This window comes from Phyllobacterium sp. TAF24 (genome assembly GCF_052113785.1).
Classification (GTDB): Bacteria; Pseudomonadota; Alphaproteobacteria; order Rhizobiales; family Rhizobiaceae; genus Phyllobacterium.
The window spans coordinates 1-26,607 of the sequence record NZ_JBFRDN010000012.1 but is presented as its reverse complement, the minus strand read 5'-3'; the positions used below and the strand labels follow the sequence as shown (position 1 = coordinate 26,607).

The following is a 26,607-nucleotide window of genomic DNA, read 5'->3' as shown; positions in this document are numbered from 1 at the left end:
TTGCACGTCACAGCGCTACTAGTCAGCCGCTATCTCAAGCAAGCCCATCCTTGAAAAGGTCTCGTGAAGGCGCGGATCAATTTCCATATACGCCTTGAGGACAAGATTGAGCTTTTTCGCGACCAAAGGCACTTTGCTGGCCATATCCTTCATGCGCGCTGGATCAGAAAAAATGACCTCGGCATAGGTATTGAAATCATTCTCCGCCGTTGTCGCCCCGTAAGCCGACAAGAAGCCCGTTTCTATAGGTGGATTAGCGCCCTGACCGCGCGCAACCTGCTCAGCGGCGGCGGTCTCAAATCGCCAATCAGCTGGCTCCTGTGCTTTGAAAGCAGCTTGAAGCGGCGAATTTCGCCACCACACGAATGAGCTTGTCTCGTGATGGACATCGAGTTCGGCGGTAAGCTGGCGCGTTTCATCAGGAAGATTGCGCGGCGATGCGACGAATATCCAATCCTGGCCATAGGTACCGCCAACCTCCGCACCGTTGATAACAATCTTTCCCGCAATAAAAATCGCCTTGATAATCCGGCCAAGGCACTTTTCCGGATAGGCCTCAAAAGCCTTGGCAAGGCCTTTCAATGACGCAGCGACCATAGCGCGATCAACGGGTTCAAAGGCAACACCCTGTATCTGCGCATCGGCAGCAATATAGGGAGGCATAAAAAAGGTATTGGGATCGCCAAAACCAATGGTCAATCCCTGCTGCTCGCCAAGCTTGCGTGCAAAGCCTTCAAGATCATCATTCTCGCCGCCGGCCGGCCTGTTGAGCAGATAGACCCCACCACCCGCCATCGCCAAAGCGGCGACCAGAACGACACGGCGAGAGAGTCTCAATGCGCAAGCTCGAAGGAGTTGCGCATCACAAAGCTGGCGGGCGCAACGGCAGGAAGCACCGCTGTTGCTCGGGAAAAGCCAGCCAGACCACGCGTAAATAAAGCGGCGGCGGCGGCAAACGATGCTGGATCATCGGCAATGCCCGCGCCAGCTGTAAAGAAATCCTCTACAACCGTGGCCACGACAATCACCCCGGCTGCGGTGATCAGGCCAACGCCGATCACTTTCCCCCAGTTCGTACCGGATTCGGGTCGGGCCTGCGGAACAGGTGACGGCAATGGCAACATGCGTGGTGAAGGTCCCGTAGGCGGCTGGGGCTTCGGCGTGACGAGGATGACAAACTTGACGTCAACAGCGGTGTAAAGAAAGCCGTTGATGCGGCCGGTAAGTTTCGGCAACCTCAATTCAAAGCGCAATTTGGGGACTGKATTGAGCGGGCTCAATTCGAAACCAACCGCCGTGGCGACAGTCGATACACCGGGCGAATTGCTCTGGCTGACAAGCATCGAGCGCACAGTGCATTCATTTTTCTTCGGGTCAAAAATGAAACGGTTATCACTGACGAGTTCACCGAAAGCGTGATGCATCGTGGATGTCATCTTGAGTTCGGTTTTCTGATCACTGATGTTGTAACTAAGCGCCGCATTTGTACTGGCCATCAGAAAAACATCACCGGTCAGTTGAAACTCAACTGTCGCAGTGGGCGTCTCAAGCGTTTGTTGCTGTTTCAATGTATATTTAAGAGCCGCTGGCAGTTTGATATCCTTCAACGTGCTCTTCAGATTTCCACCATCAGCCGATGAGGGCGCGGCCGGTGATGGAGTGGTCGGTGATGAATGCCTTGGGCTCTTAGGCGTTGGAACAGGCGGCGTTGATGGCAATACGGGATGTGCAGGCGCGGTTCGCGTGTCAGCAGTCCGCACAGGTCGTTGGCTTGGCAGAACCGGAATAAGAATGGTGCGCCCGGCATGAATGAGATCAGGATCAGGTATGCCATGACCCGTACTGCGAACCACTTCACGTCGGTTGTTATAACGCCAGATCCGGGGCCACTGCCCACCGCCACCTAACTGGTCGCGAGCAATAGACCACAATGTATCACCAGATTTAATTACGTATCGCGTGCCGATCATCTGCGTTCCCCCCGGCCTTTTGAAGGCTGAAAAAGACTTGCCGTCCGGAGTGAAGAAGTCAACATGTTTTGACTACAAAGCTGTGACACTTTGGGAGAGTTGCAAACTAATTCTGACTTGGACAGAAGAGTGCTTCCTTTTGGATATACTCTGATTGCCACGCGCCATCTTGAAAAGGTGGCATTCTGCGCACTATGATTTCCGGCTTGGCCGACTGAAGGGGCGTTCATGACCAAAATGACTATTATCACGATAATCGGGGTAGCATTTTTGGTTGCTGCCGCAATATCAACGGGAATGACGCTCCGTTTCATCAGGTCCAGCATTGTGGTTCCCGCCGATGTCGTCGCACTCAATGCAGGCGGAAGTCATCCGCAGATTGCCTTCGTCACCCGAAATGGGGAGCAGATTTCCTACCCGCAGGGCGGACTGGTTTTCAGCGCGAAAGTCGGAGATCATGTGGAGGTCCGCTATCTCGCAGACAGCCCCAAGCAAAGTGCCACGCTCAATCAATTTGGCGCGATCTGGTCATTGACCATCCTGCTTGCGGGTTTGGGAGTGGGGTTTGTCTTTACCGGTTTGTCGAACCTGCTGTCCTGATAATCCAATAAATGAGCGGGTGGCGGTCGCGATAGCCGTGCGTATGGCAGCGTTGCGCATCACCCGCGCATGCAAACGATACTGATCCACCATCTCAGGCGTTATTGATAATGCCGCATTCCCCTGGCCGCGAGCAGGAATATTGTCCCAGACTTTATCGCACTCAGCCCCCTCACTCGTCGCATCCGCTGCGCTCGCAAAACGATCCGGCAGCGGGGCGGGCTCATTCATCTGGCACCAGCCGTCTGCCCGGTGGATTGAACTGCCTTTGCTCGGCGAACGAACCGCTGTTCGGTGACTTCGCCGCCCCATTGCAGACCTACATATTCCTCTTCAAGTTCGAAACCAAACGCCTCATAAAGCCGCCGTGCTGCATCCAATCCCTTGAACGTCCAGAGCTGGATTTCGGCAAATCCTTCCCGGTCACAAAAGGAAACTGCTTCACCAAGCAATCGGCGTCCTACACCGCTGCCGCGTCGTCCATCTTCCACGATGAACCATCGCAAATGCGCACAATCGCCTCCAAGGTCTTCACCGTCGATTGCAACAGTACCGACGATATTGCCTGCCTCAATTGCGGTCCATAATTGATTAGACGATCTATCAAGGCGTCCGGAGAATTCTGCCAATCCTGACGCAACCTTGCTTTCGAAGAATTGCCCGAAGCCGACCGTGCGTGCGTAATATCGCCCGTGCATTTCGGCGGCGCGGCCAATCACGCCCGGACGATAGCCGGTCTCAATGGTGATCGGATGAGCCACCAATGACTTGACACCCGTTCGACTGGATTCCAATGCATTGGCATAGAATGCAAGCCCATCCCGAACTGTCGCATGGCTATCCGGGGACAGATTGCTCAGCGCAGCATTGACTTGCTCTTGCGCGAAAGTGTCGATCGCCGCCAAAGTCTGCCGCCCTTTCGCGGTGAGCGACAAAGGTTTTATGCGGCTGTCAGCATCACTTACGCTTTCCATCAGCTCGCCTGCATCCACAAGTTTGCGCACGAGCCGGCTCACACTGGACTTTTCCAGATTGAGAACGTCACTCAGTTCACCTGATGTCAACGAACCCCTGCCGCCAATTTCAATCAACGTATGGACAGCGGAAGCTGAAAACTCGGTTCCAGCAAGAGTGGGCTTCATGAAACCCAGTTCGCGCACGAGCCTGCGCGATGCATCACGGATCGGTGTCACGGTGTCATCAAGCTTGGTCATTCAAGACAAATCCATATAGTTGTATCATACAACAATATGGACCTGCGTTGACGTTTTGACAACAGGTGAACAAGAATTTTCTCAACAACCGATGCAGTGAATTGAAAACAGTCAGCCGCGCCTGCGCCACGCCTGCGTTCGGGCAAGCACTGTCCGCGACAAACCTGCGTGAACAAGGCGCGCCAGAAGATTGGTGTAGAAGATCATCATGCCCATAGCCGCCGCTGGCGCGATGTCCCCGGCGTCATCCATATTCAGCACGGCAACGGAGGCAAGCGCCGTATCCGCCGAATAGATGAAAACCACGGCAGAAACCGTCGTCATGGCGTTGACGAAGAGGTAGATCGAGATGTCGAGAATAGCTGGAAGACAAACCGGCACGGTGACACGCGCGAATAATTTGTAGAAGGGCTGCTTCAGGGAAGCGGCAACAGATTCAAACTCCTGATCGATCTGTTTGAGCGCCGTCAAAGCCGTGAGATGACCGACGGTGTAGAAGTGCGTGATGGTACAAACGACCAGAATGGCCATGGTGCCATAGATGGAATGGAGTGGATTGGCCGGGTTGTTGAAGAAGAAAATATAGGCAAGACCGAGAACCAGACCCGGCACAGCCATCGGCAACATCGCCAGAAAATGAAACAGAGCCCTGCCCTTCTGGAACCCTTCCGTCTTTTCCACCATATAAGCGCCGGTGAAAACAATGATCGTGCCGAATATGGCTGTCAAAGCTGCCAGCTGGATCGAGTTTTTATATGAACCCCATCCGCCGCCATCCATATGATTGAAGGCGAAATTCTTCAGGCTGAGACTGAGATCATAGGGCCAGAATTTCACCAGCGCCGCCATTTGGCAGACCAGCATGATACCGATAATGAAAGCTGCCACGAGGCTACACCATGCAAGACACAGCATATCGAACCGCCGGTTCGGTTTGGGCTCGTAGGGCACGGAGCGGGCGGAAAGCAATGCCACCTGTTTCTTTTGCACCAGCCGGTCAACCACAAAGGCTGCGAGCGCCGGCACAAGCAGGATCACCGAGACAACCGCACCCATTTCAAAGTTCTGCTGACCGATGACCTGTTTATAAATATCGACGGCAAGCACATTGTATTGACCACCGATTACTTTCGGCAGGCCAAAGTCGGTGATCACAAGCGTAAAGACCACAAATGCTGCAGAAATCAGCCCGTAGCGAGCACCGGGTACAGTGACAACCCAGAAGGTGCGCCAACGGCTGGCGCGCAAGGATGCAGCGGCTTCGTAATGACGCTGATCGGAAATGGCGAGCGCTGTCGAAATAATGATCAATGCATGGGGGAAAGTGAAAAATACCGAACCGACGATGATCCCGAGCGGTCCATAAATCGATGCGCCGAAAAGAACATCCCGGATCATTCCCTGATTGCCGAAGAGGTAGATCAGCGCAATGCCGGGCAAGAGCGATGGGACGAGAATGGGCGCCATCGCGATCATGCGGAATGTGCCTTTGAATCGCATGCAACTCCGGCTGATCGCATAGGCAAAACCGAAGGCAATAGAGACGGTCAGAACAGTGCTGATAACAGCGATGAACAGCGAATTCTCGATCGAGCGGAACAGTGACGGCGTCGAGAAATAGCTGACATAATTATCAAGCCCCGTAGACGCTGTGGATCGCAGCATGACGCGCCGGAACGTGTTGGAATCCACTTCCTGCCATGCGGTGCCACGATGCATGTCCGATCCGATCAAATAGACCGTGCCATCGGTTGTTCCGCGTATCCGGTATTTGACCGGACTGCGAAAACTGAACTCGGGAAAGAAACTTGTCGCCGCCAGCCTGCCATCGGCATTGGTTGCAAGCTTGTCTTTGGGAACCACCAACAGCCGGTCGTTAAGCGCGGCGGCGCTGACCGTTTCGCCAAATTGCCCGGAGGGACCGCTGACCTGAAATTCGTAGGTACTCAAATCAAAGCTATATGTCGAAAAGGATTTTGACAGCATCACATAGAGCGGCGCAGCCAATGACACGATCAGATAAAGCGAGATGAGGACCATGAGACCGCGCTTGATAATATCGTCCCGGTCGAGCCGTTGCCGCGGCAACCGGCCTGATGGCATCATCGTATCAGTGACCGCTGCCATGATAGCCTCCCTGCGGAAACACCAGAAGGCGATCAGCCGGTAGTTCCACAGTCAATGCACCACCTTCTGTCAAGCCAAGGCGGCGGGTGGCATTGATCGAGAAATCGGCAATGAGCACCTCATTGCCAAGCTTTTCGCCGCGCAGGCGGGTGCGCCAGAAAGATCCGAGAAACTCCATCTCGCCGATCACAACATCGAGCACGTTGCGCGTATCGACGGACTTGGAACCTATTTCATGCGGGATCACATCTTCAGGGCGGATCGCGGCAATAACGGCTTCGCCAGAGCCAAAACTATGCGCCGCGCAGCGCAGTTCGCCCGTACCAAATGCCACACTGCTTTCACCTGTCACGCGGGCTTGCAGCTTGTTGGTTTCCCCGATGAAATCGGCAACGAAAAGGGTCCGGGGATGCCGGTAAATTTCCGTGGGCGTGCCGACCTGCTCGATGACACCATGGTTCATAACGACGATACGATCCGCCATGGACAGCGCTTCTTCCTGATCGTGCGTGACCATAATCGTTGTGACACCAAGCTTGCGCTGCAATTCCTTGATTTCATGCCGCAGATGCACCCGTACTTTTGCGTCAAGCGCTGACAACGGTTCATCAAGCAGCAACAGCCCGGGGGAGATCGCAATCGCCCGGGCAAGCGCGATACGCTGTTGCTGGCCACCGGAAAGTTGCGATGGATATTTGTCGGCCTGATCGGAGAGCCCGACGAGTGCCAGCAGCTCTTTTACACGCGCGTCAATTTCGGCCCGTGGTCGCCTGATGTTCTCAAGCCCGAAAGCAATATTTCTGGCAATCGTCAGATTGGGAAACAATGCATAGGACTGAAAGACAATGCCGTAGTCACGCTTTGAGGGCGGCAAGGTGGAAATATCCCTGCCACCCTGACGAAGCGTGCCGTTGCTTTGCAGATCAAGCCCGGCAATGGCCCGCAGAAGGGTGGTTTTCCCGCAGCCGGATGGTCCGAGGAAACAGATGAACTCACCTTGATTGATATCGAGAGAGACATCTTTCAATGCGTGGAACGCGCCAAATGCTTTCCACAAATTCGTGATCTGCAGATAGGCTGGGTCACTGGCTGATGGCATTGCGTGCACCTCAGTGGGCATTGCCGCAGAACGAGCAGGAATTTCGTGTCTCATCGGGGCACCTCGCAAGGGAGTGGTGAAAGGCACCGCCGAGGCGGTGCCCGGTTCAATTGCCAGTCGCCCTTAGCTCTTTGGTTCCGATTTGGAATCGTACCGCGTATTCCATTCCTTGAGGATGGCATTGCGATGGGATGCCGCCCACTCGAAATCATTCTTGATCATCTTGGAGGCAACGTCAGCGGGCAGATTTTCCACCTGCTTTGCAACACCCGGCATGGCCACGACGGCATAGCCGACATTGTACATCTCATTGGCCTTTTTGCTGATCGACCAGTCCAGCAACACTTTTGCCGCATCGATCTTGGAGGTTCCGGCCATGATCGCCGCAGCTTCCGCTTCCCAACCCGACCCCTCCTCAGGGAAAATAATATCGATGGGAGCACCGGCAGACTTGGCTTTGGCGCCGGGGAATTCGAAGGAAACCCCGATCACCGTCTCGCCAGCGCCAGCCATCTTACAGGGTTTGGAACCGGAATGGGTATAGCTGGAAATGTTCTGATGCAGTCCATCCATAAAGGACCAGGCGTCTTTTTCACCGAACATCTGCATCCATGCGGACACATCAAGGAAACCGGTGCCTGAAGAGGCCGGGTTCGGCATGACAATATGGCCCTTATATTCGGGCTTCGTCAGGTCTTTCCAGCTTTTCGGCGGCGTCAGTCCGAGCTTCTTGGCCTCGACGGTGTTGTAGCAAAGCGCGGCAACATAGGCATCCATACCAACCCAGCTTGGCGGGGTGGAACTATCGACAAATTTCGGATCGAGCTTCTCGACACCAGCAGGTGCATAGGGCTCCAGCATCCCCTCGCCCTTCAGCAGAAGCAGCGATGATGCGGCAACGCCCCAGACCACATCGGCCTGCGGATTGTTCTTCTCCGCAAGCAGCTTTGCGGTCATGACACCGGTGGAATCGCGCACCCAGTTGATCTTGATATCCGGGTGATCAGCGTTGAACGTATCCGCATAGCGCTGCAGGTCCACCGCCTCAAAGGCGGTATAGACGGTAAGCTGTGTCTCGGCATAGGCAGCCGATGAAAATAGCGTAAAGGCAAAGGCGGCCAGCGCCGCGGCTTTGTGCGTGTTCATGATTTTGGTTCCCATCTTTTGAGGTCGGCTTATGCGCTTTTTGCTTGGGAAAGGTTCGCCGCCGCCAATTGAGAATGCCTCAGCTTGGGGTCACACGCCCGGTCCATACTGCGATAGTGGGGAACGGCGATCGATAAGTAAAATCTATTTATCTTATATTATCATTGGAAAAGTCGATGATGTGACGAAGATGATTCACGCTGAAAATGCCCATCCAATATGAGAAAAGGGAGCATTGAAGCTCCCTTTTTCAAGCAGCGTGATGCATCCCCTCAGGACCAGGGAAGTGAATAGGTTTTCACATTCGTGTAGCTCTTCATGGCTTCGGATACACCCTCTTTGTAACCATTGCCGGAATCCTTGATCCCGCCGAAGGGCGACATTTCGATCCGGTAACCCGGCACTTCCCATATGTTGACCGTGCCAACCTGAAGACCGGCAATATATTTCTGCATGCGGCGGAAATCATTGGTGCACACACCGGATGAAAGGCCAAAGGCAGTAGAGTTGGAAAGCGCAATCAAAGCGTCGTCATCATCAGGCGCGCGGATGATCGGAATGATCGGCCCAAAGGTCTCTTCCATGACCAGTTCCGATGCGTGCGGCACATGATCGATAACAATGGGCGGCAACAACGCGCCCTGACGACCGGGATTATAAAGAATATCCGCCCCCTGCTCTGCCGCCATATGCACGCGGGCTTCGAACAGGGTGGCGGCCTTCTCGTGCACCACCGTGCCAAGATCAGTTGAGCGATCCATTGGATCACCAAACCGCAGCTTTTTCGCCCGTTCCAGTACCAGCGGCACAAAACGGTCGGCGACTTTTTCCTGACAGAGAATGCGTTTGACCGCCGTGCAGCGTTGTCCGGAATTCTTGGTGGCCCCGGCAACCGCCAGATCAGCCGCCTTGGCCAGATCATCGTCACTCAAATCGTTGAGAATGATCAAGGGATCATTGCCGCCAAGTTCAAGCACGGCGCGCTTGTAACCGGCCGTATTGGCAATCATCTTGCCGACAGGCACGCCGCCGGTGAAGGTGATAAGCTCAATGTTCGGATTGGTGATCATTTCCATGCCAATATCCGCTGGCCAGCCGGTGACAACCGACAACATCTCGGGCGGAAGACCGGCTTCGTAAAGAATGTCAGCCAGAACCAGCGCTGTCATCGGCGTCAATTCCGTCGGTTTGCAGACGACGCAATTATTGGTGGCAATGGCAGGTGCAATCTTGTGCGACACCATGTTGAGCGGATGGTTGAAAGGCGTAATTGCCGAGATCGCCCTTAGAGGTTCGCGCATGGTGAAAATCTTGCGCGCCTTGCCATGCGGGGTCAGATCGCAGGAGAAAATCTGGCCATCATCCTGAATGCACATCTGCGCCGACAGGGTGAACACGTCATAGGCGCGGCCCACTTCATAAAGCGAATCGGCTTTGGAAATGCCAAGCTCCAGCGTAATCAGATCGGCGATCTCTTCCCGGCGGCTGGCAAGCGCTTCGGCAGTGCGGAACAATATCTGCTGACGCTCGTAGCGCGTCAGCTTCGGCTGATAATTGGCGGCAATCTCGAAAGCCTGCCGCGCATGTTCAGCGCGGCCGGCTGGCACAGTCCCCACCACCGCATTGGTATAGGGGTAGTGAACGTCGATCACGTCATCCGCATCGACTTTCCGCCCCGCGATACGCATCGGCTCGTGCCGCACTTTGAATTCCGCTTCTGCCTTGACCATGATCGTGTTCTCCGCTGCCTAGACCAAGGCCGCGGCCATCGCCGCATAATGGAAGGCATCAAAATTGCGCAGTTCCGGCGCGTTGGGCAGATCAGGCAGTTTGCGATTGACGATGAATGGAACCACCTGCTCCGTCAGCCCGCCATGCGAGCGCAATGGCTCATTGAGCGCAGCCAGATCATGCCGGTGCTCGCTGGTGCCGAGTGTCTTGTTTTCCGTGGAAAGAAAAACGATGTCGCCAATGCGATCATTCGGCAGTTCGAAGCGCTCGCAGGCAGCGGCATTATCCAGAACAACGTCGATCCCTTCAATTTTTGCCAGCCGCGCCATGATATCGGCCTGATCCGCACCCTCTGGAAGATAGGCAGTGGCGAACGACCCAAGCGCACCGTGATGCACCACATATGGGTCAGTGATCGGGAGGATGACACGGGCCGCGTCCTTGCCGAGCCACTCGTCAAGCAGGTCCTGAACATAGATCACATCTGGCGATCCATCGGCCTTGTGCTTGGGCTTCATGCCATGATCGGCTGTGACAACAATAGCTGCGCCCAGCGCATCAAGCTCTGCCAGATATTTGTCGAACATTTCGTAGAAGGCATTGGCCTCAGGAACCCCCGGCGCATATTTGTGCTGCACATAATCGGTCGTGGTGAGGTACATCACATCCGGTCTGAACGTCTCAAGCAGCTTGACACCGGCAGCAAACACGAACTCCGACAGTTCAGCCGAATAGACTTCCGGCACCGGTCTGCCCAGCCAAGCGGACGCATTGTCGATGCCGTGCTCCGCTTTGGTTGACGTATCTGATTTCTCCGAGGAGAAGCAAATCGCGCGATCTTCATCGAATGACAGACCTTGGCCAAGCAAAGCGCGCAGCTTGTCCTTGGCTGTCACCACAGCGATGCGGGCGCCAGCATCGTAATAGGCCTTGAAGATGGTCGGTGCGCGCAGGAAGCGCGGATCGTTCATCATCACTTCCTTGCCGGTTTCGCGTTCATAGAGATAGTTGCCGCAAATGCCGTGAACTGACGGCGGGCGTCCTGTCGCAATCGACATATTGTTGGGATTGGTGAAGCTTGGAATAACACTATGCGCCATGCGCACCGTGCCCTTTTCCTTGATCTTCACCAGAGCGGGCATCAGACCAGCCTTGATCGCCTCATCGAGATAGGCTGGTTCGCAGCCGTCAAGGCAGATTGCAATGGCCGTCACGCGCGGCCAGGCATAATTGCGGCCATTGACGCTGACATTGACAGGAGACATCTGGTTCATCGGGGTATTCCTTGTTTACGGAGCGGCTCAAGCCGCAAGTTTGGCGCGTTCAGCGATGGCAGTAGCGGGAGGTGCAGCGGTATCGACACCCATCTCGCGCAGGGATTCTCCGGCCGCATTGACCACGCGGCGCATGACATGCTCGTCCATGCGGCCGATGCAGCCGACACGGAAACTGTCAACGACGGTCAATTTGCCGGGATAAATGATGAAACCCTTGTCCTTCATCAGCCCGTAGAAGCGGTCGAATGCAAAGTTCGGATGAGCAGGGTTGAAGAAGGTGACGATGATGGGCGAAAGCCAGTGCTCCTTGAGCAACGTTTCAAACCCAAGTTCACGCATTCCGGCGACCACGACATCGCGGTTATGGGCATAGCGCCCGCCCCGTCCGGCCACACCGCCTTCGATTTCATGCTGGCGCAGCGCTACTAGAAACGCCGCAACCACATGGGTCGGCGGCGTATAGCGCCACTGCCCTGTCTTGTTGAGGTGCGCCCACTGGGCATGTACATCGAGACTAAGCGAGTGGCTGCGGCCCTTGGCGGCTTCAAGCTCGCTCTTGCGCGCAATGATGAAACCAAAACCCGGCACGCCTTCGATGCATTTATTGGCCGATGACACCATGGCTTCATAGCGGATTTCGTTCACATCCAGCGATATGGCCCCGAAGGCACTCATGGAGTCGATCAGTAATTTGCGACCCTTGGCATAAACCGCTTCCGAGATTTCGTGCACCGGATTGAGAATGCCTGAACTCGTCTCGCAATGGACAATGATAACATGGGTAATCGCCGGATCAGCATCCAGCGCAGCGGCAACTTCCAACCCGCGTGGTGGCATATAATCGCCCTTGTCGATGACCGAATGGGCTCGGCCAAGATAGTCAAGCGTCTGCACGATGCGCTGACCATAAGCGCCGTTTACAAGAACCAGTGTTTTGCTGTCACGCGGCAGAAGGCTGCCCAGCATCGCCTCAACGGCAAAGGTGCCGCTGCCCTGCATCGGCACGCAATCGAATTCGTCCTTTGTATCGCCTGTCAGGGAGAGAAGATGGCGGCGAAGCTCGGCAGTCATGGCGCGGAAATCACCATCCCATGAACCCCAGTCGCGCAGCATCGCCTGCTTGACCGCATAGGATGTAGTGAGAGGACCGGGTGTCAGGAGATAGGGTTCACCAAGCGCTGGTTCATCGAATGGCGCTGTCACAATCTGGTTTCCGGCCAACATTGTCATTTCCTCCTGACTGGCATGGTCTGCTCTTGCCCGCCATTTCACACGCGTGCGATATATATGTAAAATCGTTATTTTGTATTGATCTATAAGCTGAGGCGATACATTCTATAGGAGTTCGGCAACCCTGATATGACAAGGCAGGCCCGTCAAAGGAGATATTCATGCGCTATGTTCAGCTTCGCGCATTTCATCATGTGGCGGTTTGCGGCGGCTTTTCGCGGGCCGCCGAGATGCTTTTCCTGACCCAGCCCGCCATCTCGGATCAGGTCCGCAAGCTGGAAGAAGAATATGATATTCTGCTGTTCAACCGCCACAAGAAGCAGGTCACGCTGACGGAAGCCGGGCAGCGGCTGCTTGAAATAACCCACCGCATGTTCGATACCGAACAACAGGCTCTGGAACTGCTTTCGGAATCCCGTGCTTTACGGGCGGGCACCCTGCGCATCGTCGCCGATGCGGCGCACCATCTTCTGCATATTCTGGGCACGTTCCGTGAAAAATATCCGGGCATTCAGGTGTCGGTGCGTGCAGGCAATACGGAAACCGTTATCAGCAGTCTCTACAGCTATGAGGCCGATATCGGCGTTCTCGGCGAAATTCCAACCGGACGCGATTTCGAGATATTGAAGCTCAATTCCACGCCGATTGTTGCCTTCGTTTCCAATGAGCACCCGCTGGCAACAGCCCAATCCCTGACATTGGAAGAATTGACACGCCTGCCGCTGGTCATGCGCGAACGCGGTTCCAAAACGCGGCAGAAGCTGCAGGACCATGCCGCAAGTCAGGGCTTTGAACTCAAATCGGCAATTGAAGCGGAAGGCCGCGAAGCTGTCCGTGAAATCGTCGCCTCGGGCGCCGGTGTCGGTTTCGTCTCATCCGCAGAATTCGGTCAGGATACAAGACTTGTGCAAATTCCGATTGCCGGTCCCGAAGTGCTCATGGACGAAGCACTGATCTGCCTGCGCGAGCGAAGCGCAGGCAAACTCGTGCGTGTGTTTCTGGACATCGCAAAATCAATGGCACCGGCAGCCTAGGCTGCCGCTTGCACCTTGATTGTATCGGCCTTCACGCGGTCCGACTTTGGATCATACGGACTGCGCAAATGGGCGGTTGCCGGATAAAGCGCGCCGGCAAGATCGATCGCGAAATCTCCACTTTCGATGAATTCCCTGCTCACGCCTTCCGCATTCTCGATCAGCGCCAGCGCAACCGAACGGCCAAGGGTGTGCCCATAGGCAGCCGAGCGCACCTCGCCCACCGGTTTGCCATTGCGCAAAATCAGTTCGCCGCCCCACAGCATCGGCTCGCCATCATCAACGGTAAACTGCACGATCTTGCGATGCGGCACACCTGTTTGCTTCGCTTTAACGAGTGCTTCCTTGCCGATAAACGCACTCGATTTATCGAACGAAACCGCAAATGCCAGACCCGCTTCGAAAGGATTGATATCGGGGGTAAGCTCGCGGCTCCAGGCGCGGAACCCTTTTTCAAGGCGCAGCGCCTCCAGCGCATAATATCCAGCATCGATAAGACCGAGATCGCGCCCCGCTTCATGCAGGGTCTCATAGACACCGACGGCAAATTCTGTCGGGACAATCAGTTCCCAGCCGAGTTCCCCCACATAGGTCATGCGGTTGGCGTAGGCTGTGGCATAGCCAATATCGATCTCGCGGATCGTTGCAAAAGGAAAGCCCTCATTCGACAAATCCGCCGAGGTAACCTTGCTCAGAATATCCCGCGAATTGGGACCCATCAGCGCGAGAACGGAATAGGCTGATGTCACATCGGTCAGCGAAGCGTGCCAATCAGCGGGCGTATTCTTGCGGATCCAGTCGGCATCATGCACCGCCTGCGCGGAACCTGTCACAATCAGGAACCTGTCGGCAGCAAGCCGCATGACGGTCAGATCGGTTTCATATCCACCACGCTCATTGAGCATACCTGTGTAGACGGAGCGGCCAATGCCCACATCCACATCCGTAGCGCAGAGACGGTTAAGCAGTGTGCAGGCGTCCTGCCCCTGAATGAGCAATTTTGCAAACGATGTCTGGTCGAAAAGCGCTGCGGTTTCACGCGTCGCTTTCATTTCGCGCTTCACCGCGTCGTGCCAGTTCTGCCGACCAAAGGCGTATTGCGTTTCCGGCTTTTCGCCAGATATTGCGAACCAGTTGGCACGCTCCCACCCCATTTTCGAGCCAAAGCATGCACCCTTGGCAGCGAGCCGGTCATAAAGCGGTGAACGGCGGAATGGACGTGCTGTGTCCAACTCGCGGTTGGGCCACGGCATGGCATAGTGCAGGCCAAGCGTTTCCTTCACACGATCATGCAGCCAGCGCGGATTATTGTTGAAGGAAGCAAAGCGCCTGATATCCACGGGCCAAAGATCCATGGTTGGTGCGCCGTTGACGATCCATTCGGCAAGCGCCCTGCCCGCACCGCCCGCACTGGCGATACCCATGGAATTGAATCCCGCTCCAACAAAAAAGTTCTTCAGCTCAGGTGCCTCGCCCAGAATGAAATTGTTATCGGGTGTGAAGCTTTCGGGTCCATTATAAAACTTGCGCACTTCCGCATGTTCGAGTTGTGGAACACGGATAAGCGCATTCTGCATCAATATCTCGAACTGATCCCAATCGTCAGGCAGCAGCGCGAATTCGAAGTTCTCCGGGATGCCGTTCATCCCCCAGGGCTTGGCCTCCGGCTCAAAACCGCCCATCACCAGACCGCCCACTTCTTCCTTGAAATAGATATAGCCATCAGGATCACGCAAAACGGGAAGATCGGGATGAACACCCTCGATCTTTCCAGTCACGATATACATATGCTCAGCCGAATGCAGCGGAACGGACACGCCGCACATCAATCCGACTTGTCTTGCCCATTGCCCCGCACAATTGACGACAATCTCCGCAGTTATATTCCCTTGGTCGGTTTCAACACCGCAGGCCACGCCGTTTTTGACGGTAATACCCGTCACCTTGACGCGCTCGATGACGCGGGCACCGCGATTGCGGGCACCCTTGGCCAGCGACTGTGTCAGATCAGTTGGATTGGCTTTGCCATCTCCCGGAAGCCAGACTGCGCCGACGAGATCGTCGGATGCCATCACCGGCCAGATATTCGCGGCCTCTTCAGGCGAAATCACATCGACATCGACGCCCTGCGCACGCGCTGACGCCGCTGTCCGCTTGAGAACTGTCATGCGATCTTGCGTGCGGGCAACAGCGAGAGAGCCGCAATTTTTCCAGCCTGTCGCCAGCCCGGTTTCAGCTTCAAGTTCGCTGTAAAGCTTGGTCGAGTATTTGATCAGCCCGGTCATGTTGGCATGGCTGCGAAGCTGGCCCACGAGACCCGCCGCATGCCATGTCGTACCACCGCTAAGCTGACCTTGTTCCAGAAGGACGACATCAGTCCAGCCGAGCTTGGTCAGATGATAGGCGACCGAGCAGCCAATTATGCCCCCGCCAATAATGACGACACGCGCCTGTGTTGGAAAAGCTTTTGCCATGACGATCCACCCATCTGTAAGAGATGGCCGCCACCATAATCGGCAAGTCGCAACAAATCAACAATAAATATCACATTATGCAACATTCAATGGGCCGGTATGAAGACCTCCATACCCTTGGCCGAGAGCACAGCGGTCAGAATATCACTGGGGTTCCGATCGGTGATTATTCCCGTCGCATCGTGTGAATTTGGTATTTTGAGTGGCGTTGAGCGGCCAAATTTGGAGCTATCGATGACAAAATACGCCATTCGCGCCATTGAGATCATGCGGGACCGCAACAAAGTGCCACCTTTGGTGAAGTCGGTTATATCGCCCTCAGACGTAACGGCACCCGCCCCCAGAAATGCCACATCAATCCGAAAATCTTCTGCGGCCTGAAGCACATCCATACCCGAGGCGGCTTCTTCCTCGGGATTGATCTCACCGCCGAACACATGGGTGCGGACATTGGGCAGATGGCATGTGAAAAGTGCGATAGCCAGACTGGACGTACAGATTGTCAGGTTCTTGCGGGTCGCGGCCAGTGCATGCGCTACGGCGAGAGTCGTGGTTCCCGAGTCAAGGAAAACAACCATTCCCTCCTCAACCATATCAGCCGCAAGCTTCCCGATGATGGCCTTGCCCTGCGCATTTTCGCGCGAACGCTCACTTAATCCCGGCTCCACCGCGTCGGATCGTGCAGCGCCGCCGTGGATAAGCTCGAACAGCCCTTTATCGGCAAGCACTTTTAGATCACGGCGGATGGTTTCGCGCGAGACATCAAAAAATCTCGCCAGTTCTGCAATGCTTACAGAACCATCAGCTGCGACGCGCTTGAGGATTTCATCATGCCGACGAGGAGCAAGAGCCCGCGCCGCTGGGGTGGTTGATTCAGACATGCGCTCAATGTGTCTGAGCGCGGCCAATGTTGCAAGATGTTGCATCAAGCACATCGACTAAAATGGCAGCAAGATGCCCGCCTACGGTAATCATCTATCTTGCGCGCCCCCAATTATCACCGAATGGCAAGTTCTGTTTCAGCGTCGAACAGATGAACATTGTTTGGCGAGATATAGAAGATGATCTCGTTGTTTCTTCCAACACTGGGCCGACCACTATGGGCGGCAACAACCTGCTGCGATGCAACCGATGCGGTGACAAATGTCATGCTACCAGTGGATTCGACGGCTTCCACGACAACCTTGATCGCGAGATCTCCCGGTTCGCCCAAAAACGCAAGATGCTCGGGACGCAAACCGGCCAGCAACCGCGCACCGGGAACCAGCTTCCGGCCAAGCGGCAACGATTGGCTCTGATCCTTCTCAAGTACAAGTCTGTCACCCTCAGGACTGACGGTGACTGGTACGAAATTCATCGCGGGTGAACCGATGAAGCCGGCGACGAACTTGTTTGTAGGGCGATCATAGAGTTCGAGCGGACTGCCCTGCTGTTCGATCACTCCGGCACGCATAACCACAATATGGTCGGCCATTGTCATGGCTTCGACCTGATCATGCGTCACGTAGACCGATGTCGCTTTCAAACGTTCATGCAGCTTGCGGATCTCGCTGCGCATATGAACCCGGAGCGCTGCGTCAAGGTTGGACAGAGGCTCATCAAAGAGGAATACTTTTGGATTGCGGACGATAGCACGGCCCATGGCAACACGCTGGCGCTGACCGCCGGATAGGGCTTTTGGCAACCTGCCGAGCAGCGCACCGAGACCAAGTGTATCCGCCGCGACGCGTGTTCTGTCTGCAATCTCCTGTTTGGGACGTCGCTTCAGACGCATCGAATAGTTCATATTATGCTCGACATCCATGTGTGGATAGAGCGCATAGGACTGGAACACCATCGCCACATCCCGCTCGCGCGGCGGTTTGTTGACCACGCTTTCTCCGGCAATGCGCAAATCTCCCGAACTTGTCTTCTCAAGCCCGGCAAGGGTGCGCAGCAAAGTGGATTTGCCGCAGCCCGAGGGACCCACCAGCGCGACAAACGCGCCCTGTTCGATAGCAATGTTGATATCTTTCAGCGCGTGAAATCCGCCATAATGCTTGTTCAGGTGGTCGATTTCGATCTGAAGCATGGTTCACCTCATTTCAGCGCGCCAGCGGTAAGTCCGCTGACGATGCGTCGTTGCAGCAGCATGAATACGAAAAGGATGGGGGTCACGTAGATCGCCGCATAGGTCATGATCCCATTCCAGTCGCTGGCATCTGGCCCCATGAATGTCTGCAAGCCGACCGTCGCTACCTGCAGCTCATTCTTGGCAATCAACGACCGGGCATAAACATATTCACCGAAGGATTGCAGAAAAATCAGCACTGATGTGACAAGAATGCCGTTGCGGGCCAGTGGCAGCATAATGTTGAAGAACGCTCCGATGCGCGATGAGCCATCGACAAGCGCTGCATCTTCCAGTTCACGCGGCACCTGCACAAAGGTGGCCCGGCACAGGACAATATACAGCGGCAGCATTTTGGCCGTCTGTGCCAGAATGACCGCGACACGCGGGCTTGCCAGAAGACCGATCTGATTGAACATGACGAAGATCGGCGTCACCATCAGCGATGAGGGCAACACCTGCATCATGAGGATGGCGAAAAGAGCCATATCCATCCAGATATTGCGCACGCGGGAGAGGACATAGGCACATCCTGTTCCCATGAATGTGACGAGAATGGTGACGCCCACCGCAATCAGCAGCGAGTTCCAGATATATCGCCCCATGCCCCGGCTCTGCCAAACCTCGACAAAACTCCATTGAGGATCTTTGGGCCAGAATGTCGGCGGGTATTGAAAAATCTCCGAGCTGCCTTTGAAGGCCGTGAGATACATCCAGTACAGCGGAAAGAGATAGATCGCCGTGAACACAAGGCCAATGGCGAGGAGAATGTAACGTTTCACCGGCTCTCTCCTCAGTAGCTGTGTTCATGACGGGTGGAACGGACATAGACGGCGGCAACAATGATCACGAAGAGGATCATCATGACCGAGACCGCACTCCCCAGCGATATTTCGTAGGTCTGGAAGGACAATTGCCATGACCAATATTGCGCGACATTCGAACTATCGGCCGGCCCGCCTTGGGTCAGCGCGGCGATGAGATCAAATTGCTGCAGGGTGAAGATCACCCCGAGCGAAATGACGGCGCCGAGTTGCGCGCGCATGAGTGGCAGCGTGATTGACCAGAAGCGTTCGAAGGGTCCCGCGCCGTCAAGTTCCGCCGCCTCGTAAACATCACGCGGAATGCTTGCGAGCCCCACGGAAAGCAGGATCATGTTGAAGGGTATACCAAGCCACACATTGGCAATGATCACCGCATAGAGCGCAACATTCGGATCTGACAACCAGAAGACACGCTCGTCGGCAACACCAAGCGACATCAATACGTAATTGATGACCCCGAAATCTCCGGCAAACAGCCACTTCCAGATCGCGCCCACTACAAGCGCAGGCATGATCCAGCCTGCCAGAAACAGGCCGCGCAGATAGGTAGCACCCGGAAAGTCCTGCTGGAAGAACAGCGCCAGCCCAAAGCCGATCGACAATTGAAAGACAATCGACAGAACCACGAATTTAACCGTGTTCCAAAACACAGCCAGCGCAATCGGTTGAGACAGCACATCATAATAATTCTGCAAGCCGACAAAGGGGCGGTTGAATGATGTCACCGTGAACATGTCTACCGTCTGCAACGACATGATGATGTTGTAGAGGATTGGAAATGCGGAAAACGCAATGAGATAAAGCAGGGCCAGTCCGAGCAGCAGAATATCAAAGCCGCTTCCATCCCTGATGGTCCTGATAATGCCCTGCATAGTGCCCTCCCGCGCCATGTGGTTRTTGGCTGCCCTCGCCAACAGAAAGCGAGGGCAATGTGCGATCTACTTTTTCAGAACCACGTCGATCTGCTTCTGCGCTGTTGCCAGAGCCGTTTTTGGATCGCTCTTATGCGTCAGCGCCGACTGGATGGCGGTGTAGATAGCTTTGGAGATTTTCGGCCATTCCGGATGCGGGCCGCGATTGCGCGCATATTTCATGCTCTCTTCAAAGACAGCATAGATAGCCGGTATTTTGGGATTGTTGGACTGGATCTTGGATGCTGGAAGAAACCCAAACCGGTTCCAGACATCAGGCATCTTGCCATAGAGGAATTCGAGCAGGATGAAGGCTTCTTTCGGGTGCTTGCTCGTGGCAAGAATAACGTTATCACCCTCACCAAGAGCAGAAGCCCGAACAGCGCCTTCCTGTGGAACGGGTAGAAGTGCGGCGCGGAAGTCGAACTTCGCTTCCTTGGTCATGCGCGGCAATTCCCAAGGTCCGGAGATCACCATACCGGCATTCCCGGCATTGAATGTTCCGGTTGAATCATATTGACCTCGAATAAGTGTATCGGGCGAGGCCAGCTTTTCGTCGAGCAACCTGCTCCAGAATTCGAGAACTTTCACACCGCCTTCCGTGTCAACCTTGTTGTAGTCGCCTCCCGCCATCTGCAACCATGGCAGGAACTGGAACGTCCCCTCCTCCGTTGCTACAGCGGAAAAGGCCATACCATAAACATTCTTCGCCGGATCATTCAGCTTTTTGGCGGCAGCGTAAAGCTCATCCCACGTCTTGGGTGGATTGTCAGGATCAAGGCCCTTTGCCTTGAACATATCCGCATTGTAGTAGAGTGCCAGCGTATTGGCGCCGCGCGGAACGCCGTAAATCTTGCCATCCCATGTCACTGATGAAAGCGGCCCCGGGAAAATGTCGTCCTTCTTGATGACATTTGATTCCGCCAGCATCGGCGCAAGATCAAGGAGCAAACCGCGTGAGGCAAAGAGTGCCACCTCAGGGTTGTCGATATAGGTGACATCAGGCGATTCACCTGTCGCTGTGGCGCGTGCAAGGTCATTGACCATATCGCGGAACTGAACAGTTTTGATATTCAGCTTGATATCAGGATGTGACTGTTCGAATTCATCCTTCAGAAGGTAAATATATTGATCAGGCCGGTCGATGGTCCAGATATCAAGCGTCACCGGCTCGGCGTGAGCCGCAGCGCCAGACAGCACTAGCGTGGCGGCGGCAATCCAATGCGAAATGCGTTTCATAGGCTTCCTCCTCGTGTTGCTCGACACCCGCAGTGCGCTTCTTGGCGGCGCATATTGCGTGGTCGGTTTGAATCTCCATCATCGCCGGAACTCCCGTCCGGAGGCGGGCCCATCAGGGGAAATCAGGGATTGGCGACGAAATCGCCGCCACGGCTTTGCTTCAGATAATTCAGGGAATGCACCTGCCCGGTCATCTCAAGATCATCGCGATAAACGGGGTCGTGCCAACCTTCGATATCGATGGATCCAGACCAGCCAGCGAGACGCAGTTCTGATATGATATCTGTCCAATTCGTATCGCCAAATCCCGGCGAGCGCATGAACACAAATTTCTCCTTGCCGAAGACGCCGTGCTCGCGGATGACTTCCCAGCGGATCGTCGCGTCCTTGCCATGGACGTGGAAAATCTTCGGCGCCCATTTACGGATCTGCGGCAGCGGATCAATGAGATAAACCATCTGGTGGCAGGGTTCCCATTCGAGCCCGAGATTGTCAGCAGGAACCTCGTTGAACATCATTTCCCAGGCATCGGGCGTGTGGGCAATATTCCAGTCACCGGTCGCCCAGTTGCCATCCATGGCACAGTTCTCAAAGGCCAGTCTGACGCCCTTGTCGGCTGCACGCCGCGAAAGCTCACTCCAGACCTTTTTGAACTGGGGCAAACTGTCTTCAATTCGCTTGCCGCGAATACGGCCAGTGAAACCGGCAATGGTCGTCGCGCCAAAGAGATGCGCATTGTCGATCAATGCTTCCCAGCCCTTCAATGTCTCGCGATCGATTTCGGTATCTTCCAACGGATTGCCAAACATGCCGAGGGTCGAGATCGTGATGTCGGCGTCGCCGATCGCATCTTTCAACTGGGACGCCAGCGTTGGCAAATCCTTGTTCATTACCTGCCAGAAGAACGGCTCGATACTCTCAAAGCCATGCGGCTGGAGATTTTTGACATAGGTGGCCGGATCCGGAGCATTGGCTCGGATCATGGTGCCGATGCGGATCGATTTTGCCGGGTTGCTCATCTCGAGTTCCTTCAGATCGTGATTTCAATGCGTCGGCCAGTTTCGGCGCTTTGGATTGCACCAAACACCATGGCGAGGCTCTTTATATTCTCGTTTCCAGCAGTCTCCGGTGCGGAGCCGCCGCGGGTAGCAGCAATAAAATCCTGCATCACTCCGAGGTGACCGCCAATGCGGTGGGACGCATCAAGGGGAGGTATCTCGACGGCGGTCACCCCGGAGAACAGGCCATCTTTGCCGGAGGTGACGGCTTCGGCCCGTATGTCATCATGTCCGTCCCAGACAATCGTTCCTTTGCTGCCGACAATGCGCCATGCACTTTCCCAGCTTGTACGCATGCCGTCAGCACACCAGCTGCCGCGATAGGTGAAAATCGCACCATTTGAGAATTCGAAGATCGCGGCAGCCGACGAGCCCTGACTGTACCAGGAATTGCCGGGCTCCCATTCCCGGGCATAAACGGCATTCGCAGCTTCCCCGGCGAGAAAGCGCGCAGCATCGAACGTATGAATAGCCATATCCAGAAACAGCACATGGCGCATCTCTTCACGAAATCCGCCAAAATGCGGACCGAGAAAGAAGTCACAATGCAGGCTGGTCACATCGCCAATGGCACCAGACGCGACAAGCTGACGAATACGCCGTATCTGGGCGAGATAGCGTCTGTTCTGCACAACCGCATGGATACGCCCAGCGGCTTTGGCACGCCCGACAAGATCCCTCGCCTCGTCCATTGTTTCTGCCATCGGCTTTTCCGAAAGCACATGGCAACCGGCTGCAAGCCCCGCAGCAACAGTCGCATGACGGGCCGCCGGAACGACGATATCGAACAGGATATTGGGACTTGTCTTTGAGAGAATGTCGGAAAGATTATCGGATGCGATTGCCGAAGTAAGGCCGAATTCCGCAATGCGCGCCTCTGCACGTTCCTTTGCCAGATCGACAACGCCAACGATGTCAATTTCGCCAATGGTACGGGCTGCCTCAAACCATGCTTTGCTCATGGCTCCGCAGCCGACTAAAACGGCACGCTGCATTTCCTCTCCTCCCAACGAAATTCACCAGAAACCGCTTAAATCGGTTGCAAATGGCTTCCGTAAACGTTTACGATTTCATATCGGCAAATTATTTTTGTCAATCCCCCTTTCAATGTTTTAAGAACGAATGGGAGTAAGTGCCGAGTCGCACAGGGAGAAAACGCGTGAGCATTCGGGACCTTGCCCGCCATCTTGATATCTCGATCGGAACGGTTTCCCGTGCCCTTAACGGGAAGACTGACGTCAATCAGGAAACGCGCGAACGCGTACTCGAAGCGGCCAAACGTCTCGGCTATGTGCCCAACCAATCAGGTCGCAGTCTTCGGCAGGGCACCACCAACACGATCGGCTTCATGATCGAGTCGACCATTGAGACGGTTGACACCGGCGGTGGCTTTTTCATGCCAGTCTTCGAAGGCGTGCAATCCGTGTTCCGGCGCCATCACCTCGATCTTGTCGCCCTTCTATGCGGCACCGACGAAGAGCCAGCCGAATATCTCAATCGCGTGGTTGCACGCCGTTTTGTCGATGGGCTGATTATTTCGGCAACGACACGACACGATCCACGCATTGATTTTCTGCTGGAACGCAAAATTCCCTTCATTGCTCTTGGCCGTAGCGAGACGGCTGGCGACTATCCGTGGATTGATCTTGATTTTGAGGGTGTTGCGGCAACTGCGGTCAACCGGCTTGTCGGATTGGGCCATAGCCGTATCGCCATCGCAGTACCAGCCAGCGACATCAACCTCGGCTACGTTTTTCTCGACGGATATAAACGTGCGCTCGCCAATAAAGGGATTGCCTTCAATCCGGATTATGTATTCCGGTCCTATGCAAATGAAGAAGGCGGCTATCAGATTGCCAGCGCCGTCCTTGCCCAAAAGCCAACACCAACAGCCATTGTACTGGTCAATGAAAATATGGCCCTCGGCTTGTACAGGCGCTTCTACGAGTCAGATATCCGTCCAGGCCGTGACATTGCCGTGATAGGTTTCCGGGAAAGCACACAGAGCCGGTTTCTTTCGCCCACGCTGACCTGTTTCAGAATTTCCCTGCGCGATCTCGGTATCAAATTGGCCGAATCCTTGCTTTCAACCATGCCAGCCTTTGAGGATCACTACCCGCATGAGAAAGTGGAACTTATCTGGCCTATGGAGCTGGTCGCCGGCGAAAGCGATCAGGGCAAATTGTAGAATAGGCTCCTCATTTCATACTGGCCTTGAAATAGCCGCACAGCATGATCATATATGTATCAAGCCGATGAAAATATCTCGGCTGTCTTTGGAGCTCCCTGATGAGCTCGCGTTTTTCCCCATGAGAATGACAACATTTGCTGTGGCTGAATCTGCGGCTCGTTATGACAGTTTCCAAAAGACCTATTTTAACAGAAACGCTGCGCGACTTTATCGCGGCAGCCATGGACCAATATGCAAGAAATGATTCAAACGAAGGCCACAATCTTGCGGCCTGTACCAATGCACTTGATTAGCAACGATCAATCCGAAGGCAAAATCGCCAAACGCCGGGAAGTTACCACTTCAGGGCTCACGCGCGAGGAACTGCGCCGGATTGTAGCTGATCAAATCGATTGACCGGATTCCGGATTTATAGATCGAACAGGAGAGAGCCGCTTATGGCTCCAACACAACAATGAATATGAACCAAACAAAATCAAACCCATCGCGCGCTCGATCAGTACAAATGCCTAGGAACTCTGCTACTTCGCAGTCTGCAAATGACCAAAAGGCACAGCTCAGTTACGAGCGCTACCTCGTTCAAGCACGCGCAGCAGCGCTTGTTGGCAATCAGGTCGAGGCAGAAAACTACTATCAGCATGCCGAACACTATTTCCGTTCAATCCATGCGGACAATAATTGATGTAGAAACGCTGGCGGGCCAAACAACCGCTGACGGGCTGCTCTGTATAGCAACCATGTAACAAACTCATCAACTAGGTGGAACTACGGATTTTCAAACCGTGAAAGCTTGATAAAGTGACACTTGAAGATTTGATCTTCATGTAGTGCTGCTTTTTCAATGACCTATTGATTTAAGTTATTCAAACACCGGTCTGCTCCCAGACCGGTGTTTTTTATTGTCGATTTCTGATTGATCGATGCGCGGCGAGGTTCATTGCCGTCTGCCACATGACAGATAACCGCTGCTCAGCCCTCAACAGCCACGCGTCGGCTCTTCAATTTGACTAATTCTTGGAAATTGCCGCAAAACAAGAATATTTTTGAGTTTAGCAATAGCTAATATTCACTACACGAACTTCATTGACGCTGAGTTACTCCGTAATCTAGGGAAATAAAAGTATTAATTGCATATCGCAATCGGGGGAACTTATGAGAAATATAGTATTTATCAGCTGCATCGCTTTGATGCTGGCTGGGTGTCAGACTGCCCAGGAATCAGCCGTCGAAGCAAAAAACACATGCGACGCAGCGGGGTTAAAGCCCGGTTCAAAGGCGCATCGTCGCTGCGTTACAGCGAGCTACGACCAGAACCGGCGGCAGTCCAACGAGGCGGGCAACGCGGCCGCTCTTGGCGCTGCGGTGGGCGTTCTGGGCGGTGTCGCGCTGGGAGCCGCTGTCGAGCGAAACAATTATCCGGGATACTATCGGCGTTGCGGCCCCTGGGGGTGCTATTACTGAGAACGAATACTTTGAAAACCGAGTGCAACCACCATCGTTCAGTCAATCTGGATGACGGGGGTTGTACTTGCTGGACGATTTGGGCACAGCACAATCTGTGCGGGGTTAAAAAGTAAAATCCCGCACATTGTCATCACACCTTTTTTTATTTTAAATCTATACGCAATTCTCAGAAAACCACTTTTCGATAATCAAGATCGATATAAAGGGTCACCGGTTCTTATGGAAAGGAACGCCACTTTGGTAAACATACCCGCCAGATTCAGCGGGTTGTTTCAGCGTTATAAGCGGAAAGAGCAGGACACCGAACGCGCACAAGCTGTCGTTCGGCTTATCATCATCCCATTTTTTGTCAGTTATCTTGTGTATGTGGGACTATCTCAGGAGTTTTCCTCCCAGTTCAGGGCGATATACGTGTCCTATTGGGTGTATTATGTGATTTCATCGGCAGTCCTGTTCTTGTGTATCGTTGCCTGGCCGGGGACGTACTTGCTGCGCCGCATTTTTTCAATGTCGCATGACTATCTGGCGATGACATTTGCAATGTCCGCAGGCGGCGAGACTGCCCTACCAGTATATGCCATATTGTTATGGGTTACTGTCGGCAACGGGTTGCGGTATGGGCCGCGCTATCTGATAGCGGCCACTGCGGTTGCGCTGGTTGCCTTGGCAGCCACCACCTATTTCAACAGTTTCTGGCGCAGTGAACCCTATGTTGTCGTCACCCTTGTGATGACCGCCATTCTGGTTCCAGCCTATGTTTATATTCTGCTCACGCGCGTCCACAAGGCCTACAATGCAGCGCTGGAAGCCAACCTTGCCAAGTCGCGGTTTCTGGCACAGGCAAGCCATGATCTGCGCCAGCCCATCCACGCCATCAGTCTGTTCATCGCCTGCCTGCGCGATGCCAG

General features: G+C 54.5%; 23 protein-coding genes. 6 read left to right on the top strand and 17 right to left on the bottom strand.

Annotated elements, in window-relative coordinates:
* Window positions 1–18: 18 nt before the first annotated feature.
* Both AB4Y96_RS12430 and AB4Y96_RS12425 read right to left on the bottom strand, forming a co-directional pair.
* Window positions 19–837, bottom strand: coding sequence for a hypothetical protein (locus tag AB4Y96_RS12430; RefSeq protein WP_441917678.1), 819 nt, complete (start codon window positions 835–837; stop codon window positions 19–21).
* Complete coding sequence (locus AB4Y96_RS12425) at window positions 834–1,853, bottom strand: hypothetical protein (RefSeq protein WP_441917676.1); 1,020 nt, start codon at window positions 1,851–1,853, stop codon at window positions 834–836. Before AB4Y96_RS12425 ends, AB4Y96_RS12430 begins: the two co-directional genes overlap by 4 nt.
* 345 nt (window positions 1,854–2,198) lie before the next feature.
* Here AB4Y96_RS12425 and AB4Y96_RS12420 point away from each other — a divergent pair, with 345 nt between their 5' ends.
* A complete protein-coding gene (locus tag AB4Y96_RS12420) occupies window positions 2,199–2,570 on the top strand; it encodes a DUF3592 domain-containing protein (protein ID WP_441917674.1) in 372 nt (123 codons plus the stop codon).
* A 227-nt stretch (window positions 2,571–2,797) separates the two neighbouring features.
* Here the strand turns inward: AB4Y96_RS12420 and AB4Y96_RS12415 are convergent, their stop codons facing one another.
* The 7 genes from AB4Y96_RS12415 to AB4Y96_RS12385 all read right to left on the bottom strand — a co-directional run bounded on the left by AB4Y96_RS12415 (window position 2,798) and on the right by AB4Y96_RS12385 (window position 12,388).
* Window positions 2,798–3,784, bottom strand: coding sequence for a bifunctional helix-turn-helix transcriptional regulator/GNAT family N-acetyltransferase (locus AB4Y96_RS12415; protein ID WP_441917672.1), 987 nt, complete (start codon window positions 3,782–3,784; stop codon window positions 2,798–2,800).
* A 111-nt stretch (window positions 3,785–3,895) separates the two neighbouring features.
* Window positions 3,896–5,911 (bottom strand): putative 2-aminoethylphosphonate ABC transporter permease subunit, encoded by a 2,016-nt coding sequence (locus tag AB4Y96_RS12410; protein ID WP_441917670.1) that lies wholly within the window; start codon window positions 5,909–5,911, stop codon window positions 3,896–3,898.
* Window positions 5,895–7,064, bottom strand: coding sequence for a putative 2-aminoethylphosphonate ABC transporter ATP-binding protein (locus AB4Y96_RS12405; RefSeq protein ID WP_441917668.1), 1,170 nt, complete (start codon window positions 7,062–7,064; stop codon window positions 5,895–5,897). The genes AB4Y96_RS12410 and AB4Y96_RS12405 overlap by 17 nt, the downstream gene beginning before the upstream one ends.
* Before the next feature lie 69 nt (window positions 7,065–7,133).
* Window positions 7,134–8,156, bottom strand: coding sequence for a putative 2-aminoethylphosphonate ABC transporter substrate-binding protein (locus AB4Y96_RS12400; protein ID WP_091886570.1), 1,023 nt, complete (start codon window positions 8,154–8,156; stop codon window positions 7,134–7,136).
* A gap of 272 nt (window positions 8,157–8,428) precedes the next feature.
* Window positions 8,429–9,886, bottom strand: a complete 1,458-nt coding sequence (gene phnY / locus AB4Y96_RS12395; protein ID WP_441917666.1) for a phosphonoacetaldehyde dehydrogenase — start codon at window positions 9,884–9,886, stop codon at window positions 8,429–8,431.
* 18 nt (window positions 9,887–9,904) lie between these two features.
* Window positions 9,905–11,161 carry a phosphonoacetate hydrolase gene (gene phnA, locus AB4Y96_RS12390; RefSeq protein ID WP_441917664.1) on the bottom strand — a complete coding sequence of 419 codons (1,257 nt, stop codon included), beginning with the start codon at window positions 11,159–11,161 and terminating at the stop codon, window positions 9,905–9,907.
* 27 nt (window positions 11,162–11,188) lie between these two features.
* Window positions 11,189–12,388, bottom strand: coding sequence for a 2-aminoethylphosphonate--pyruvate transaminase (locus tag AB4Y96_RS12385; protein ID WP_441917662.1), 1,200 nt, complete (start codon window positions 12,386–12,388; stop codon window positions 11,189–11,191).
* A 167-nt stretch (window positions 12,389–12,555) separates the two neighbouring features.
* Between AB4Y96_RS12385 and AB4Y96_RS12380 the strand changes: the two genes are divergently transcribed.
* Window positions 12,556–13,428: a LysR substrate-binding domain-containing protein gene (locus AB4Y96_RS12380; protein ID WP_441917660.1), complete on the top strand. Its 873-nt coding sequence runs from the start codon at window positions 12,556–12,558 to the stop codon at window positions 13,426–13,428.
* Here the strand turns inward: AB4Y96_RS12380 and AB4Y96_RS12375 are convergent.
* The 8 genes from AB4Y96_RS12375 to AB4Y96_RS12340 all read right to left on the bottom strand — a co-directional run bounded on the left by AB4Y96_RS12375 (window position 13,425) and on the right by AB4Y96_RS12340 (window position 23,039).
* Complete coding sequence (locus tag AB4Y96_RS12375) at window positions 13,425–15,902, bottom strand: GcvT family protein (protein ID WP_441917658.1); 2,478 nt, start codon at window positions 15,900–15,902, stop codon at window positions 13,425–13,427. The two genes, AB4Y96_RS12380 and AB4Y96_RS12375, sit on opposite strands and share 4 nt — an antisense overlap.
* An 86-nt stretch (window positions 15,903–15,988) precedes the next feature.
* Window positions 15,989–16,783: a DeoR/GlpR family DNA-binding transcription regulator gene (locus AB4Y96_RS12370; protein ID WP_441917656.1), complete on the bottom strand. Its 795-nt coding sequence runs from the start codon at window positions 16,781–16,783 to the stop codon at window positions 15,989–15,991.
* A 116-nt stretch (window positions 16,784–16,899) separates the two neighbouring features.
* Window positions 16,900–17,973 carry an ABC transporter ATP-binding protein gene (locus tag AB4Y96_RS12365; protein WP_441917654.1) on the bottom strand — a complete coding sequence of 358 codons (1,074 nt, stop codon included), beginning with the start codon at window positions 17,971–17,973 and terminating at the stop codon, window positions 16,900–16,902.
* Window positions 17,974–17,981: 8 nt separating this feature from the next.
* Window positions 17,982–18,794, bottom strand: coding sequence for a carbohydrate ABC transporter permease (locus AB4Y96_RS12360; RefSeq protein WP_441917652.1), 813 nt, complete (start codon window positions 18,792–18,794; stop codon window positions 17,982–17,984).
* 11 nt (window positions 18,795–18,805) lie between these two features.
* A complete protein-coding gene (locus tag AB4Y96_RS12355) occupies window positions 18,806–19,708 on the bottom strand; it encodes a carbohydrate ABC transporter permease (RefSeq protein ID WP_441917650.1) in 903 nt (300 codons plus the stop codon).
* Between the two features lie 66 nt (window positions 19,709–19,774).
* A complete protein-coding gene (locus AB4Y96_RS12350) occupies window positions 19,775–20,986 on the bottom strand; it encodes an ABC transporter substrate-binding protein (protein ID WP_441917648.1) in 1,212 nt (403 codons plus the stop codon).
* Between the two features lie 122 nt (window positions 20,987–21,108).
* The gene (locus AB4Y96_RS12345; RefSeq protein ID WP_441917646.1) at window positions 21,109–22,005 is read right to left on the bottom strand and encodes a sugar phosphate isomerase/epimerase family protein; all 897 of its coding nucleotides are present in this window, start codon (window positions 22,003–22,005) and stop codon (window positions 21,109–21,111) included.
* Window positions 22,006–22,016: 11 nt separating this feature from the next.
* On the bottom strand, window positions 22,017–23,039 hold the full coding sequence (locus AB4Y96_RS12340; protein WP_441917644.1) for a Gfo/Idh/MocA family protein: 1,023 nt from the start codon (window positions 23,037–23,039) through the stop codon (window positions 22,017–22,019).
* A 164-nt stretch (window positions 23,040–23,203) separates the two neighbouring features.
* Here AB4Y96_RS12340 and AB4Y96_RS12335 point away from each other — a divergent pair, with 164 nt between their 5' ends.
* From AB4Y96_RS12335 to AB4Y96_RS12320, 4 genes are all read left to right on the top strand, one after another.
* Window positions 23,204–24,232 (top strand): LacI family DNA-binding transcriptional regulator, encoded by a 1,029-nt coding sequence (locus AB4Y96_RS12335; protein WP_091886457.1) that lies wholly within the window; start codon window positions 23,204–23,206, stop codon window positions 24,230–24,232.
* A 508-nt stretch (window positions 24,233–24,740) separates the two neighbouring features.
* Window positions 24,741–24,917 (top strand): DUF4167 domain-containing protein, encoded by a 177-nt coding sequence (locus AB4Y96_RS12330; RefSeq protein ID WP_441917642.1) that lies wholly within the window; start codon window positions 24,741–24,743, stop codon window positions 24,915–24,917.
* A gap of 470 nt (window positions 24,918–25,387) precedes the next feature.
* A complete protein-coding gene (locus tag AB4Y96_RS12325; protein WP_175540750.1) occupies window positions 25,388–25,696 on the top strand; it encodes a hypothetical protein in 309 nt (102 codons plus the stop codon).
* A 489-nt stretch (window positions 25,697–26,185) separates the two neighbouring features.
* A partial coding sequence (locus AB4Y96_RS12320; protein ID WP_441917639.1) for a histidine kinase dimerization/phospho-acceptor domain-containing protein occupies window positions 26,186–26,607 on the top strand: 422 nt, incomplete at its 3' end.